The sequence below is a fragment of the Alginatibacterium sediminis genome, from assembly GCF_003610775.1.
GTDB classification, from domain to species: Bacteria; Pseudomonadota; Gammaproteobacteria; order Enterobacterales; family Celerinatantimonadaceae; genus Alginatibacterium; species Alginatibacterium sediminis.
The window spans coordinates 444,002-458,401 of record NZ_RAQO01000008.1; the positions used below are offsets into that span (position 1 = coordinate 444,002).

Annotated in this window: 13 protein-coding genes; 6 read left to right on the forward strand and 7 right to left on the reverse strand. The window is 44.2% G+C overall.

Going from position 1 to position 14,400, the window contains the following annotated elements; genetic code table 11:
- Window positions 1-9: 9 nt before the first annotated feature.
- Complete coding sequence (gene hpt / locus DBZ36_RS15950; RefSeq protein ID WP_120355947.1) at window positions 10-543, reverse strand: hypoxanthine phosphoribosyltransferase; 534 nt, start codon at window positions 541-543, stop codon at window positions 10-12.
- Window positions 544-788: 245 nt separating this feature from the next.
- Here hpt and DBZ36_RS15955 point away from each other — a divergent pair, with 245 nt between their 5' ends.
- Complete coding sequence (locus tag DBZ36_RS15955; RefSeq protein ID WP_120355948.1) at window positions 789-1,391, forward strand: TetR/AcrR family transcriptional regulator; 603 nt, start codon at window positions 789-791, stop codon at window positions 1,389-1,391.
- 55 nt (window positions 1,392-1,446) lie between these two features.
- Here DBZ36_RS15955 and mpl read toward each other — a convergent pair whose 3' ends face one another.
- Both mpl and DBZ36_RS15965 read right to left on the reverse strand, forming a co-directional pair.
- Window positions 1,447-2,805: a UDP-N-acetylmuramate:L-alanyl-gamma-D-glutamyl-meso-diaminopimelate ligase gene (mpl, locus tag DBZ36_RS15960; protein ID WP_120355949.1), complete on the reverse strand. Its 1,359-nt coding sequence runs from the start codon at window positions 2,803-2,805 to the stop codon at window positions 1,447-1,449.
- A 76-nt stretch (window positions 2,806-2,881) separates the two neighbouring features.
- Window positions 2,882-3,202 (reverse strand): hypothetical protein, encoded by a 321-nt coding sequence (locus tag DBZ36_RS15965; RefSeq protein WP_120355950.1) that lies wholly within the window; start codon window positions 3,200-3,202, stop codon window positions 2,882-2,884.
- Window positions 3,203-3,239: 37 nt separating this feature from the next.
- Here DBZ36_RS15965 and DBZ36_RS15970 point away from each other — a divergent pair, with 37 nt between their 5' ends.
- From DBZ36_RS15970 to DBZ36_RS15985, 3 genes are all read left to right on the forward strand, one after another.
- Entirely contained in the window at window positions 3,240-3,509 is a 270-nt protein-coding gene (locus DBZ36_RS15970; protein ID WP_120355951.1) for a hypothetical protein, read from the forward strand.
- A gap of 160 nt (window positions 3,510-3,669) precedes the next feature.
- Window positions 3,670-4,212, forward strand: coding sequence for a YtfJ family protein (locus DBZ36_RS15975; RefSeq protein WP_120355952.1), 543 nt, complete (start codon window positions 3,670-3,672; stop codon window positions 4,210-4,212).
- Window positions 4,213-4,556: 344 nt separating this feature from the next.
- The gene (locus tag DBZ36_RS15985; RefSeq protein WP_120355953.1) at window positions 4,557-5,384 is read left to right on the forward strand and encodes a TIGR03899 family protein; all 828 of its coding nucleotides are present in this window, start codon (window positions 4,557-4,559) and stop codon (window positions 5,382-5,384) included.
- A gap of 34 nt (window positions 5,385-5,418) precedes the next feature.
- Here DBZ36_RS15985 and cobA read toward each other — a convergent pair whose 3' ends face one another.
- From cobA to DBZ36_RS16005, 4 genes are all read right to left on the reverse strand, one after another.
- Window positions 5,419-6,654: a uroporphyrinogen-III C-methyltransferase gene (gene cobA, locus DBZ36_RS15990; RefSeq protein ID WP_120355954.1), complete on the reverse strand. Its 1,236-nt coding sequence runs from the start codon at window positions 6,652-6,654 to the stop codon at window positions 5,419-5,421.
- Window positions 6,655-6,755: 101 nt separating this feature from the next.
- Window positions 6,756-7,523: a phosphoadenylyl-sulfate reductase gene (locus DBZ36_RS15995; protein WP_120355955.1), complete on the reverse strand. Its 768-nt coding sequence runs from the start codon at window positions 7,521-7,523 to the stop codon at window positions 6,756-6,758.
- Entirely contained in the window at window positions 7,516-9,216 is a 1,701-nt protein-coding gene (gene cysI / locus DBZ36_RS16000; protein ID WP_120355956.1) for an assimilatory sulfite reductase (NADPH) hemoprotein subunit, read from the reverse strand. Before cysI ends, DBZ36_RS15995 begins: the two co-directional genes overlap by 8 nt.
- Window positions 9,216-11,006, reverse strand: a complete 1,791-nt coding sequence (locus DBZ36_RS16005) for an assimilatory sulfite reductase (NADPH) flavoprotein subunit (protein WP_120355957.1) — start codon at window positions 11,004-11,006, stop codon at window positions 9,216-9,218. The genes cysI and DBZ36_RS16005 overlap by 1 nt, the downstream gene beginning before the upstream one ends.
- Window positions 11,007-11,211: 205 nt before the next feature.
- On the opposite strand from DBZ36_RS16005, the gene DBZ36_RS16010 reads away from it, so the two are divergent.
- A complete protein-coding gene (locus tag DBZ36_RS16010) occupies window positions 11,212-13,002 on the forward strand; it encodes an ATP-binding protein (RefSeq protein WP_120355958.1) in 1,791 nt (596 codons plus the stop codon).
- Window positions 12,999-14,363 carry a sigma-54-dependent transcriptional regulator gene (locus DBZ36_RS16015; RefSeq protein ID WP_120355959.1) on the forward strand — a complete coding sequence of 455 codons (1,365 nt, stop codon included), beginning with the start codon at window positions 12,999-13,001 and terminating at the stop codon, window positions 14,361-14,363. Before DBZ36_RS16010 ends, DBZ36_RS16015 begins: the two co-directional genes overlap by 4 nt.
- Window positions 14,364-14,400: the final 37 nt, after the last annotated feature.

Sequence of the window (14,400 nt, forward strand, 5' to 3'; positions counted from 1 at the left end):
TGGTAATGCTTAACGCTCGGTAGGAATAACTTTGCCTACAAAAGGTAGATTGCGATAGATTTGGTCAAAATCAAGGCCATAGCCTACAACAAATTCATCTGGGATTTCAAAACCAACATAATCAACCGGCACCTCAACTTCACGGCGAGATGGCTTATCAAGTAGAGTACAGATCGCTAGACTGTGTGGTTCACGAATTTCTAGCATTTCTCGCACTTTACTCAAGGTGTAGCCGGTATCGATAATGTCTTCTACGATTAGCACATCACAGTCACGGATATCATCGTCTAAATCCTTGAGTACTCGAACATCACGAGTACTTTCGGTTCCGCTTCCATAGCTTGACACCGTCATGAAATCTAAGGTCATGTTGCGATCAATTGCGCGAGCTAGATCCGACATAAAAATAATAGATCCCCGCAGCAAGCCTACCAATACAAGCTTACGTTCACTGCTATATTCCGCAGTAATCTTTTTTCCAAGCTCTTGAACTTGCTGTGCTATCGCGTCAGCGCTGATCATTTCCTCAATACGATGTTTCATTCTTTACTCTCTAAAATTATGAATTATTGACAGAGGTCACAATAACCAACGCAATATTTCGAATAAACATAACTAAATTGTAATTAAAGCTATCAATTAGTTGATGATATCTTGGTTAATAGCCTAATATCGATATATCTAATAGAAGTGCTGAAGCCCCGGAAGCCGCAGTTTACCGCTACTGCAGGGCTTATAGATGTACCTTCAGCTACCTTCACCGATGCGGAAAAGGGATTTGCTTTTATATGACAAACAAGACAAAGCGTAGAACCAGACTTTCTCCAGATGCTCGCAAAGCACAACTGCTAAACAATGCGGTTGAGGTCTTTGCCCACCGTGGTATCGGACGAGCCGGTCACGCAGATATTGCTATTTTAGCAGAAGTCTCGGTTGCAACAATATTCAATTACTTTAATACTCGTGAAGATCTGGTCAACGAAGTATTAAATGAAGTCGAAAAACAGATTATATCAATTACCGAGCAATCTTACGCTATAGAAGGGTCAGCTTTCGAGAAAATGATTCAGCATCAAAATGCATTAATTGATGCCGCTTATGATGTCCCGGATTTAATTCATATTTACTTGGAGTGGAGTGCGTCAGTTCGCGAAGACGTTTGGCCACGTTATACCAAGCTGATTACAAAAATAAACGAATCTGTACAAAGCAACATAGCCTTTGGATTAAAACAATCAGAGATCAAAACCACTCTTAACGAAGCAAGTGCTGCAATTGTAGTTAATGGGGCGCTTTATTTAGCTGTACAACATATCAGTAACCCTGAACAACCGAGTCGTGAAACTGTAAAAGCAACCATTCACAGTTATTTACAAGCACAATTTCAATAGTAATAGACCTCAAGCTTACGTTATAGATGAACCTAGAACGTAAGCGAAACTTTGCTTAAGAGCTTCGTGCTTTTAAGCGTTGTTCTAATTGTTTGTGAATACCCGAAAAACCACCATTGCTCATCACGACGACCACGGTTTTACCTGACACTGCGGTACTACAGCTTTGAACAATACTTTCAATATCAGCAAACAAGGCAATATTATTGTACTGCTCGGCAATCGCTTGCAGACTATCACTGCTCTGTGTCCCTTCAAACAACAAGACCTGATCAGCTAATTGTAAGCTCGGCCCTAATAAGGGCGCGTGAGCACCCATCCGCATAGAATTTGAACGCGCTTCAAGTACAACCACTATTTTTTGCTCTGGGTCTTGTGCTTTTAACCCTTTCAACGTGGTTTCGATAGCACTTGGATGGTGGGCAAAGTCATCGTATAAACTAAGTTCATTGTCTTGATATAAGAGCTCTAGACGACGCTTAGGCGATGTAAATCTAGCTAAGCTTTCGATGGCAAGTTGCGGCAAAATTCCTACGTGACGGGCGGCTGCAATTGCCATTATCGCGTTTTTTAAATTGTGCTCGCCAATTAAGGACCAATTAACAATACCTTGGCTTTTCCCTTCGAAATACACTTCAAACTCTGAGCTATCTGCTTTTATTTTGCTCCAGCTCCATTGTGCACTCTCGCCACTTCGTTCAAGTTCACTCCAGCAGCCCATTTGTAAAACACGTTCAATGGCCGGTTCATCAAGCGGTGCGATAACGCGACCAGTGCTAGGAATAGTGCGCATTAGATGATGAAACTGTCGCTCTATGGCTGCTAAGTCATCAAAAATATCGGCGTGATCAAATTCCAGATTATTCAACACTAAGGTTCTTGGTTGGTAATGAACAAATTTGGAGCGTTTATCGAAAAAGGCGCTGTCGTACTCATCAGCTTCTACGACAAAAAATGGCGTTGAGCCAAGGCGAGCCGAAACACCGAAGTTTTGCGGAATACCACCAATCAGAAAGCCTGGAGACAAACCGTTGGCTTCAAGGATCCACGCCAAAATGCTTGCTGTGCTTGTTTTTCCATGAGTACCAGCGACCGCGAGAACCCAGCGGTCTTGTAGTAAATGTTCTCGCAGCCATTGTGGACCACTACAATACCTTAAACCATGATCAAGTACGTGCTCAACACAGGGGTTTCCTCGGCTCATTGCGTTGCCGATGACGACTAAATCTGGCTTGATATCGAGCTGACTAGGATCATAACCTTCGATTAGTTCGATGCCTTGCTCTTGCAGCTGAGTACTCATTGGCGGATATACGTGTTGATCGCTACCGCTGACCTGATGACCAAGTTGCCGCGCGAGTAACGCGAGACCGCCCATAAAGGTACCGCAGATGCCGAGTATGTGTATATGCATAGAAATAATTTGCCTTGCGATGTTCAGCTGTATCAATACAGCTAAGTGACTAATTCAAATCGCGATTCTAGCATGTCTAAGGCCTAGGAGAATCGACCTCAACAAATATTTCTTGGCCTTGGTGACGATATGGGCGATACCATTGCAACCCACATTGATATACCGCGTTGTGACCCGGTCCGATGACACAACCTATAGGTAAACTATAAACCCAATTCAGTGCCTGCTGTTGACGACGGTACTCTTGCCATTGCAGATCTGCAACAAGCTCGCGTTTGAGTGCAAACACATCAACTAGATCGGGATCAGAGCTTTTTTGCACGACAATTTTGCCAGCGTGCGCTAGGCTACTAGACATAACCAACATTAAAGTCACCACGGGGATGATTGTTTTCATAAATCGAATCCTCTATTGCATTCTAGGAGCAAATTTCATGTCTATATCAAAAGGTCTTTTAACGAGTCTAACCTTTAGTGCGGTATTCGCGCTGAGCGCTTGTAGTACCCAAGAACCTATGCAAGATAAAGCAGCGCCAAGTAGTGCAGAGATCATTGTCTGCCCTAGTGAACGACCAGAAATGTGCACCATGGAATATGCACCAGTCTGCGCTAACGTCGATGGCAACCGCGAAGAATTTGCCAATGGTTGTGGTGCTTGTAGCAATCCCGATGTTGAATCTTACACACCCGGAGCTTGTGAATAACAAGCGCGGTCAAGCAAAACAGGCTTCTTTGTGAAGCCTTTTTTATTTCTATACAATTTTACACAATAAAACTTGTCTTGATTGTTACTAAATTGTTATAACTGTTTATCAGGTCAGACCTGATCATAAATATCGCAATTTCACAGGACAAGGAAATCCAATGAGAGCACTACTTCTTATTATGGCAATGTTGCCGTTATTCGCCAATGCTTTGGCAATCACCACTGGCGCTAAACTACCCACAATTCAAGTCAATTCGTCAGGCTTTATCACCGTTGTTAATGACGAAATTCAATACCAAGCTTGGGATAGTAACAGTCTAAACGGCAAAGTTTACCTGATCCAAGCCATGGCAGGCCGCACCAGCGCTAAAGAAATCAATGCCCCTATGATTGAAGCGGTTAAACAAGCCAAATTATCGAGTGACCAATACCAAACAGTAACGATTGTGAATACTAGTGATGCAGTATTCGGAACCAGTGGATTTGTGAAATCAAAGCTCAAAAACAATGCTAAGGACTTTCCAAACGCAGCATTTATTCAAGATGATAAAGGGCAAGTTACAAAAAAATGGAAGTTAGCTAAGAAATCGAATGCGATCATTCTATTAGACAAGCAAGGGAATGTACTGTTTGCTAAAGATGGTGCGTTGAATGCTCAAGAGATTGAAGAAGTAATGTCACTGATCAAAAGCAACATATAACGAAAACCCATGTTTGAGTAGCTTAGTTCTACTCAAACATGCTGAGTAACACGATTAAAGTCACAACGTATGCACTAACTAACCACATTAAACTTGGATGGCGCTTACGCCAGCGTAACAAGCTTTTCATCCGCTTATACCCTTAAAGTAGCAATAGCTATAATTTAACATTTGAAGTTAATTTTTCAACGTATATTTAACTTATTTTACATATAGAACCACTTCAATGTCTTGCTGCAACCACAATTTTTTTTCATACAAGCGCATAAGTCGAAGCACTTGACTATCAAATCAACAACTAGCTTTGTATGATAGTTAAACACGCGCTTTGAAATGGAACAGCAATGGGCAACTCATCTCTCACACATCCAACGACTAGCAATTTGAACAATGCAAAGTCTGACCTAGCTAAATTAGCGAAACGCTTTGGTTTGGATGCAAAGATTGCTCAATCAAAATCTGAAAAGAACCTATTTCAGCGCGCCAAAACCCATTCTCTTTTCGCTGAAACATTGCGCCAAGATAACCTAGAGAACATAGTAGAGCATGCTTTTAAAGACTGCAGTGTAGATCAAGTAAGCGAATCATTAGACCCCGATTGGATCAATGCCTTTTGGAGCATGGCTGCACAAGTCCATAATCCTAAGATGCAGTCTCTGTGGGGAAAAATACTAAGTATGGAGATTGCAAACCCCGCTAGTTTTTCAGTCAAATCACTAAGCGTGCTTAAACTGCTAACGCAGCGTGAAGCGAGTACCTTCCAACACGCCTGTGACTTAAGCTCTGTCATTGGCGCAGACAATAATCACAAAGTCATTGTGGCTGCGCATCGTCCCAGTGCCAAATTTGGCTTAAGTCGGGCCCTTGTTTCTAAACTAAAGCTCGGCCAATATCGACTTAGCTATCATCAAATATTACAGTTAGCTGATCTTGGTTTGTTGTATGAAAGAGAACTTGAGAGCAGCATTAACGACGGTGAAATTCGAATTCATCAAGGCGACTTATTATATCAACTACGCCCCCGACAACGGCATTGTAAACTCAGTTACTATCGATTTACTCCAGTAGGCGATGAGCTCGCAGCTCTAATTAAGGCTAGCCCACATACGGAGTACCGAAGTGCCTTTGCGCAAATGCTAGGACACTTTTTCGAGGTGGACAGCCAGACATAAACATCAGTGCGAGTTGTTGAGGCCTCAAATAGTCCTAGGCTTGTTGATACCAATCAAGGTCCTGCTGCAAACTGACGACTTCGCCAATAATCAACAAGGCCGGTGATTCAGCATGCTTGGCTAGCTCATCTAGTCCCTCTAATACACCAAGGCTAACCCGTTGATCTATTCGAGTTCCTCGCTCAACGATGGCAATTGGTGTTTGTGGGTCTCGCCCATGTTCTATTAATGCTTTTTGAATGGTTGGTGCCTGTAAACGCCCCATATAAACCACCAAGGTCTGTTGATCAAACGCGTAACGGCTCCAATCTATTTCACTTCCATCTTTTTTAGGATGGCCGGTCACAAAACTAACTGATTGAGCATAGTCCCGGTGTGTTAAGGGGATCCCAGCATAGCTTGAACAGCCTGAAGCTGCCGTTATTCCTGGTACAACTTGGAAGCTAATTCCTTCACTTATCAACTCTTGTAGTTCTTCTCCACCGCGACCAAAGATAAAGTTATCACCACCTTTAAGTCGAAGTACTTTTTGCCCTTGCTTGGCAAAATCCACCAGCAAGGCGTTAATGTCCTGCTGTTGAACACTATGGAAGCCGGCATTTTTACCAACGCTATAGCACAGTGTTTGGCTAGGGATTAACGCAACAATTTCATTCGAGACCAGGCGGTCAAACACCACCACATCAGCTTGTTGCAGCATTTGATAAGCGGCAATAGTTAACAATTCAGGTGCACCGGGACCGGCTCCAACCAACGCAACTTCACCAGGTTTAAGCGTTGATGTCCCAATGTTAGTTTGCGGTGCAGTCGCTTGAGCTTCATCATCTTTAATAAGACGACTAATACGGTTGATGAAGCGCTTTGCTTTTCCCGGCAAACTTAAGCCACTAGATACGGCTAACGTTAATCCTGATACTTCTTCCATAGCAGGCAGTAAAAAATCAGATCTCGCATCATCACCGGCAATATGCACCGCTTTACCTAGGGCTTTAGCGCTCTCGTACAAGCGATCAATTTGAGACTGGTCTTCCAATGCAAGGACGATGTAATCAAATTGCTTCAAACTGTCTGATTCTAGATTTAAGCTGGCTGCTTTAAGTTTTTTGGTGCGAAGCATTGCTTCGATTTGGGCATCCGGTGCGCTCATGGCTACACTCACGTCTAAGTCGGCGCGTAACAAAAGCTTAAGCTTACGCATGGCTCGGTTACCCTCACCAACAACCAATATTTGGCGTGACGCCATATTCCAAAATAGCGGAAAGAACTTCATCCCTATACTCCATTACAGCAAGAAAAAAGGAAGCCTTTGGCTTCCTATTTATGGCGCATCAAGCGTTGATAGATAACATCATATCAGAACCACCAGCTTTACTATATTCCGCTACCTTCATTTTCTTGGTGAATACCGCACTCGCGGGTTAAACCGAAAAAGCGGGTATCTTGCTCACTCATTCCCAACTCCATTGGCCGAGAGGTGTGTTTATCGCCGACCGATACATAGCCTTGCTCCCACAAAGGGTGGTAAGGCAAGCTATGCTGCTGCAGATAGTAATGAACATCTTTATTACTCCAATCAACTATCGGCAGCATTTTAAAACGACCATCTTGAATACTTAACACGCTTAACTCTGAACGCGAGTCTGACTGAGAACGGCGTAATCCAGAAAACCAACTACTAATATTGAGCTCATTTAAAGCACGTTGCATGGGCTCAACTTTATTCAGGTGATTATAGTTCTTAATGCCCTCAACACCCTGCTCCCACATTTTGCCTAAGCGAGCCTCTTGCCATGCAGGACTCAATTTTGAACGATACACCTTTAGGTTAAGCTTTAGATGCGTCGACATCTCATCGATAAAACTGTACGTCTCTTCAAATAGGTAGCCAGTATCGGTTAATATAACCGGTACATCAGGGCGCTGCTGAGTCAGCATATGTAACAACACAGCCGATTGAATGCCAAAACTTGACGTTAACGCAAACTCGTCTGGCAAATGCTCTAAGGCCCAAGCCACACGTTGCTGCGCATCTAATGATTCTAGTTCACTGTTGATCTCTGCCAAGACCAACTTGCGTTGGTCTGGTGGTAGCGTTCTAACCGACTCCAAATCTGGAGTTTTTGCAACGATATTAAGCATGAAAATCCCTCGAACTGACGAATACTTCTGCAACAATGCCTTGGCGGATAACGAAATCGCCAAACGCTTCTTTATCTTTACCTTCAATTGTCCATTGACCGATAAGCGTATCTAACTCATCCAAAATCGCTTGCTCAGAAATGTTCTCTTTGTACAATTTTGGTATACGAGTACCCGCACGATTACCGCCAAGGTAGACGTTATACTTACCCGGAGCCTTACCTATCAAGCCAATTTCAGCCAACAACGCTCGTCCACAACCGTTTGGACAGCCGGTGACTCGCAAAATGATGTCTTGTTGCTGTTGGTGTTTACCTAACAGCGCTTCAACGTCACTAACCAACTGCGGCAGGTATCGCTCTGCTTCAGCCATTGCCAATGGGCAAGTAGGAAATGCCACACAAGCCATTGAATTTTGGCGCTGGGTACTGACCGAGGCGTCCAGTAAGCCATGCTCTACTGCAAGTGACTCTATAACTGCCTTATCTTGCTCTGCAACGCCTGCAATGATCAGGTTTTGATTGGCAGTCATACGGAAGTCACCGTTATGAATTTGCGCAATTTTTGCAAGACCAGTCTTCAAAGGCCGTTGAGGTAGATCGAGGATGCGCCCGTTTTCTATGAATAAGGTAAGGTGGTGCTTGCCATCAATGCCTTCGACCCAGCCAAAACGATCACCTCGTCCAGTGAACTCATAATCACGACTAGGAGCGAAACTAATCCCAGCACGACTCTCGACCTCAGCTTTGAAGGTATCAATACCTACGCGATCTAAGGTGTATTTGGTTTTAGCGTTTTTACGGTTAACTCGGTTGCCCCAATCGCGCTGCGTCGTTACTACCGCTTCAGCAATTTGCAGCGTATGGCTTAGAGGAATAAATCCAAAATCATCAGCACGGCGAGGATAGGTGGACTCATCGCCATGAGTCATTGCTAATCCACCACCAACGAGTACATTAAAACCTACCAGTTTGCCTTGTTCTTCAATGGCTACAAAGTTCAAATCGTTCGCATGTACATCTACATCATTTTGCGGTGGGATGACCACGGTGGTTTTGAATTTACGTGGTAAATAGTTTGACCCTAAAATCGGTTCTTCATCCGGGCCTTCTATTTTCTCGCCATCAAGCCAAACCTCTGCATAGGCACGGGTCTTCGGTAGCAAATGTTCACTAATCTTAGTGGCCCAATCATAAGCTTCAACATGCAGCTGTGATTCAACCGGGTTAGATGTACATAGTACGTTTCGGTTTACATCTCCTGCGGTAGCTATTGAATCTATACCGATACTATTGAGCGTTTGGTGCATCAACTTAATATTTGGCTTCAAGACACCGTGAAACTGAAAGGTTTGACGTGTCGTCAATCGAATGCTGCCGTAGCTTGTATGGTCTTGAGCAAACTTATCAATTGCCAACCACTGTTTGGCTTGAATAATTCCGCCCGGCATACGTGCCCGCAACATCACATTATGTAAGGGTTCTAGCTTTTGCTTCGTACGCTCCGCGCGAAAATCACGGTCGTCTTGCTGATACATACCGTGAAAACGGATCAATTGAAAATTGTCGCTGGTAAAGCCGCCGGTGATTCGATCTTCTAAATCTTGAGCAATCGTTCCGCGCAGAAAATTGCTTTCGCCTTTGATGCGTTCATTAACCGCAAGAGGCCCTTCAACAATATGTTTGTTGCTCATTAGTAAACATCCTTTTGGTAACGCTTGGCACGGCGTAAATCGCTTAAATAATTCTCTGCTTGTTCTGTGTCTAACTGGCCTTGCTGGCTAACGAGTTCAAGCAGTGTTTGGTGTACGTCTTTGGCCATGCGATTAGCATCACCACAAATATAAACGTGCGCTCCGCGCTCTAACCATTGCCAAACTTGCTGTGCGTTTTCGGCAATGCGGTCTTGAACATATATTTTCTGGGCTTGGTCTCGTGAAAACGCCACATCCATTTTGCTAAGAACACCAGAACTTAAATACTTCTGCCATTCCAACTGATAGAGAAAGTCTTCGGTGAAGGTTTGATCTCCGAAAAACATCCAACTGTCGCCAGCATTATCTTGGTTTTCTCGTTCTTGCATAAAGGCTCTGAATGGAGCAACACCTGTACCAGGGCCAATCATAATGATCGGTGTTTGTGGATCACTGGGTAGTTTAAAGTTGTCGTTGTGTTCGACGAATACTTTAACTTTATCACCCTCTTTAAGACGGCGACCTAAAAAGCCAGACGCACCACCAAGACGAGTTGCATCGCCTTTGTTGTACTCAACAACGCCTACTGTCAAATGAACTTCTTCTTCAACTTCTGCTTGGCTTGATGCGATTGAATACAGACGAGGGGTCAGTTTACGTAGCGCACTAACCAAGTCTTGCGCACTTACTTTGGCTTTTTTCTCGCGAATTACATCAATGATTTGGTGGTTAGCCGCATACTCTCTGAGCTTAGCTTTGTCAGCCAGCAATTTGTTTAAACGCGCGCTCTTAGACCACAAGGCCCATTGTTCAACAAAATTTGGTGCGGTTAGGGTAATCTCGAGTTTTTCGGTCAAGGCTTGCTGTAAACTCAATTGCTCACCATCAATTTCAACATTGCTTTGAGGATCTAAGCCTAGGCTTTCAATCAACTGAGAAACCAAGTGTTCATCATTATCAAACCAAACCCCTAAAGCATCACCTGCGCTATAGCTAATGCCGGAGTCTTCGAGGTCAATTTCTATATGGCGTACATCTTTGTTTGAGTCGCGACCTGTAATTTTCTGAGAGCTTAAAAGCTCCGCAGCATAAGGTTCGTTCTTACTGTAGCGCTGCTCGTGGCTAGCACTAACTGGCAAACTTACAACCTCAGCCCCATTTGAAGCGCTTAAGGTTTCACTGACTAAACCCAGTGCTTGCTCAGCCCAAGCCTTGGCTTCGTTCTCGTAGTCGACATCCGCATCTAAGCGTGTCAATAAAGGTTTAGCACCAAGTGCTGATAAGCGCTCGTCGAAGTCCTTGCCGGTTTGGCAGAAAAATTCATAGCTAGAATCACCAAGCGCTAATATTGCGTACTGAAGCTGATCTAGTTTGGGTGCTTTTTTAGATGCTAGAAATTCATGAAAATCGATGGCGTCATCTGGTGGCTCACCCTCTCCATTGGTACTGGTCACAATAACTAAGTGCGTTTCTTGCTTGAGCGATTTAGGCTTATAGTCGGCTACATTAAATAGTTCAACGCTGATGCCCTGTTGTTGAGCATTGGACAACAGCTGCTCCGCGACGCCCTTCGCATTACCAGTTTGAGAGGCGTACAGTATCGTAAGCTTTTGCGCGCTTTGACTTGCACTAACCGATTGAAGAGGGGTACTTGATTGACCAACGCCAGCTAAGTATCCGCTTACCCACGCCAGTTGAGTTGATGACAACTCAGCCGTTGCTTGTTGCAGCTGCTTCACTTGCTGATCGCTCAATGGGCTAGCCAGAGCATTTAGTTCCTTTAACAACATAACCATGTCCAATTTAGATTGATTGGCACATTCTATGTGAGCAACATCACTTACAATAAAGAATTAAAGGCGATTCTTTATAACTTTGTGTGCTAAGAAGCTCATTGTCGTCATTCAACTATGCTCTTGCTCTCAGAAAATCGTTTGAATATATGCTTTGCTTTACCCCTACTTCAAAGTTCACAAGGAATGTGAAAACTTGCCGATGCACGATATCGACAAAACACCCCAGCGCTGGAAAGGCTACATAGTACTGCTCATCATATGGCTAGCAACATGCTTGTTGGTCACTTGGGTCGCACAGTACGATGCCCAAGAGAAGCAAACTCTATTGTTGCAAGGCGAAGGTCAGCGATTGCAAAGCAGTATTCACAACGAACTGGACCGGTTTCGAAATCTGCCTACGATCCTAGCTCTCAATCCATTGGTGGTGCAGGCTCTGGATAACCCATCCCGACAAAGCAACGTGCTGTTTGAGCGACTAAATCAACTGCAAGACAGCGACGTGACCTACTTATTAGATGTCAATGGAAATACCCTTGCCGCCAGTAATTGGCAGCAAGATGATAGCTTTGTTGGCAGTAATTACAGCTATCGCCCCTACTTTCAACAAGCGCGACAAGGGCATAATGCTGAATACTTTGCCTTAGGTTCTCGCTCGGGCAGACGGGGTTACTATTTTTCCGCCCCAATTTTAGTCGACTCTCAAGTCAAGGGCGTTGTAGTTGTCAAAGTAGCGCTACAAGTCATTGACAAAGCATGGCGTAATCCAAGTTTTGACTACCTACTTACTGACCGCTTAGGTGTGGTTTTTTACGCCAGCAAAGATCAATGGAATTATCACAGCATTTTACCACTTAGCACTGAACAACGAAAAAATACTCGCGCTAGCCGCCAATATGGCGACCACCCTTTACATGAACTGGATACGCAAATTAGCCGAAGCGCATTGCAACTTCCCAATGCAAAAGGGCATTACAAAAGCTATCAGATGCTGCAACTGCCCGTGAGTGGAAATAGCTGGCAGCTTTATGCCCTTGCCGCTAGCAAAGTTTTCTATAAGCCGATTGTTAGCGCCGTACTGCTGTGCAGCATTTTTTACCTAGGACTCTTATGCTTACTTGTATATTGGCGATATTTACAACAGCGGCGCAGTTGGTTGGCTCAAATAAATCAAAATTTGGAGCAGCGAGTCGAACAACGAACCCAGGACTTAAGCCGCACTAATAACGAGTTAAAAGCAGTCATCCACAAATACCAAATTACAGAAACCGAGCTTAAACAAACTCAGCAAGAGTTAGTTCAAGCTGCGAAGCTTGCGACCTTAGGCGAGCTTTCTGCGGGCATCAATCACGAACTCAACCAACCATTAACCGCCTTGAGAAGTTATGCAGAGAACACGCAACGTATGTTAGATAAGTCCAAATACGAAGACTTGGGCAGCAATCTTACGCAAATAGTACGACTCACCGAACTGATGTCCAATATTGTGGCGCGCTTTAAAGTGTTCTCACGTAAATCACAAGGCAAGCTCGCTTGCGTTTCTTTAGATCAAACCTTGAGTATGGCACTTTCAATACTAGCCAATCGATTAGTGGGTACTCAAATCAAACTGGTGCAAATCGGCCAACCCAAAGCATGGGTATTAGCCGATCAAGTGCAATTGGAACAAGTACTTATAAACTTGCTCAACAACGCTATCGATGCACTTTCAGATCAACAAGACCCCTTAATACAAATTGAGATTCAATCGACCCTCGGTAAAACCAGACTTGGGATTTGGGATAATGGTGCGATTTTAGATGAACAACAGCTGGCCAAGGTTTTTGAACCCTTTTTTACCACCAAACAACAGGGCTTAGGCTTAGGTATGGCTATATCAAAGCGGATCATCGAAGGATTTGATGGAAGCATACATGTAACCAATTATCGCTATCATGATCAAGACGGGCCTCTTTTTACGCTTGAACTCAACACCATGGATGCAACCAAATGACCCAAAGCACAAGCAAATGTCCGATTATTCTTGTCGACGACGATCCCGATATTTTGTTGTCTTTGCAGCAGACGCTAAGCCTTGAAGACTATGACTGCCAAGGTTTTGAAAGCGCCCTAGACGCGCTCAACAAAATTGATCGCTACTGGCCCGGTGTCATCATTACGGATATTAATATGCCGTATATGAATGGGCTGGAATTTCTTAGAGCCATACAAAGTATCGACCCACAATTGCAAGTCATCGTTCTAACCGGACATGGAGATATCGAACTAGCTGTGAAGGCCATGCGAGAAGGTGCCTATGACTTTCTTGAAAAACCTTTTGCTACTCGTAAGTTGATAGAAGTCATTGAAAGGGCCGCAGATAAGCGTCGCTTAGTTTTTGAAAACAGGGACCTTAGGGACGAACTCGCAGCTCAAAGTGGCCCTGGCCCAAGAATATTGGGTCAAAGCCCTGCTATACGACAGCTTAAACAAGTTCTGAATCGCATTAAGGATGCCCCGGCTGACGTGCTAATCCACGCAGAAACAGGTTGCGGCAAAGACTTAGTTGCTCGTTTTCTGCATGACCATAGCCACCGAGCCAAAGCTCCATTTGTCGCGATTAATTGTGGTGCTATTCCTGAAGCCATGATTGAAAGCGAGTTGTTCGGTCATGAGGCTGGCGCATTCACCGGCGCCAACAAAAAACGTATTGGAAAAATCGCCTACGCCGATGGGGGCACCTTATTTCTCGATGAAATTGAAAGTATGCCCATGGCCTTACAAATTAAACTGCTCAGGGTCTTGGAGGAGCGTCAAGTTGAACCTTTAGGCAGCAACAAAGTCGTTGATTTAAATATACGCGTGATTGCTGCGAGTAAGGTTGATTTGCTTAAACTGAGCCAAAGCGACGATTTTCGCAACGATCTCTATTACCGTCTGAACGTAGTACAAGTGAGTATTCCACCATTGCGCGAACGCGTAGAAGACATCCCTCTATTGCTAGAAAACTTTATGCGCGTTGCCGCAGCGCGCTACCAACTGCCCTGCCCCGAGCCGAGTGCCCAGCGTATAGCCATCCTTAAGCAACACCCATGGCCAGGAAATGTGCGTGAATTAAGAAACCTAGCTGAGCGCTGGATACTTATGGGCGAAAGTACCGCCTTCAATGACGAAACCCATAGTGCGCAAACCAAACAAATGAGCCTTCAAGAGCAAATGGCACGTTTTGAAAAAACCGTCATTCAGGATGCACTCAATACCCATCGCGGACGACTTAAGCCAATACAGCAAGAACTAGACCTTGCCCGTAAAACTCTTTACGAAAAAATGAAGAAGTATCAACTAGAAAAACAAGACTTTAAAACAGATGCTTGAAACATCGCTCATGTTCAGGTAATTTCTGTGGCTTGTC

Bases quoted from the DNA above. Each gene is read 5' to 3' on its own strand.
- hpt (WP_120355947.1), bottom strand. From the start codon at position 543: ATGAAACATCGTATTGAGGAAATGATCAGCGCTGACGCGATAGCACAG.
- DBZ36_RS15955 (WP_120355948.1), top strand. From the start codon at position 789: ATGACAAACAAGACAAAGCGTAGAACCAGACTTTCTCCAGATGCTCGC.
- mpl (WP_120355949.1), bottom strand. From the start codon at position 2,805: ATGCATATACACATACTCGGCATCTGCGGTACCTTTATGGGCGGTCTC.
- DBZ36_RS15965 (WP_120355950.1), bottom strand. From the start codon at position 3,202: ATGAAAACAATCATCCCCGTGGTGACTTTAATGTTGGTTATGTCTAGT.
- DBZ36_RS15970 (WP_120355951.1), top strand. From the start codon at position 3,240: ATGTCTATATCAAAAGGTCTTTTAACGAGTCTAACCTTTAGTGCGGTA.
- DBZ36_RS15975 (WP_120355952.1), top strand. From the start codon at position 3,670: ATGAGAGCACTACTTCTTATTATGGCAATGTTGCCGTTATTCGCCAAT.
- DBZ36_RS15985 (WP_120355953.1), top strand. From the start codon at position 4,557: ATGGGCAACTCATCTCTCACACATCCAACGACTAGCAATTTGAACAAT.
- cobA (WP_120355954.1), bottom strand. From the start codon at position 6,654: ATGAAGTTCTTTCCGCTATTTTGGAATATGGCGTCACGCCAAATATTG.
- DBZ36_RS15995 (WP_120355955.1), bottom strand. From the start codon at position 7,523: ATGCTTAATATCGTTGCAAAAACTCCAGATTTGGAGTCGGTTAGAACG.
- cysI (WP_120355956.1), bottom strand. From the start codon at position 9,216: ATGAGCAACAAACATATTGTTGAAGGGCCTCTTGCGGTTAATGAACGC.
- DBZ36_RS16005 (WP_120355957.1), bottom strand. From the start codon at position 11,006: ATGTTGTTAAAGGAACTAAATGCTCTGGCTAGCCCATTGAGCGATCAG.
- DBZ36_RS16010 (WP_120355958.1), top strand. From the start codon at position 11,212: ATGCACGATATCGACAAAACACCCCAGCGCTGGAAAGGCTACATAGTA.
- DBZ36_RS16015 (WP_120355959.1), top strand. From the start codon at position 12,999: ATGACCCAAAGCACAAGCAAATGTCCGATTATTCTTGTCGACGACGAT.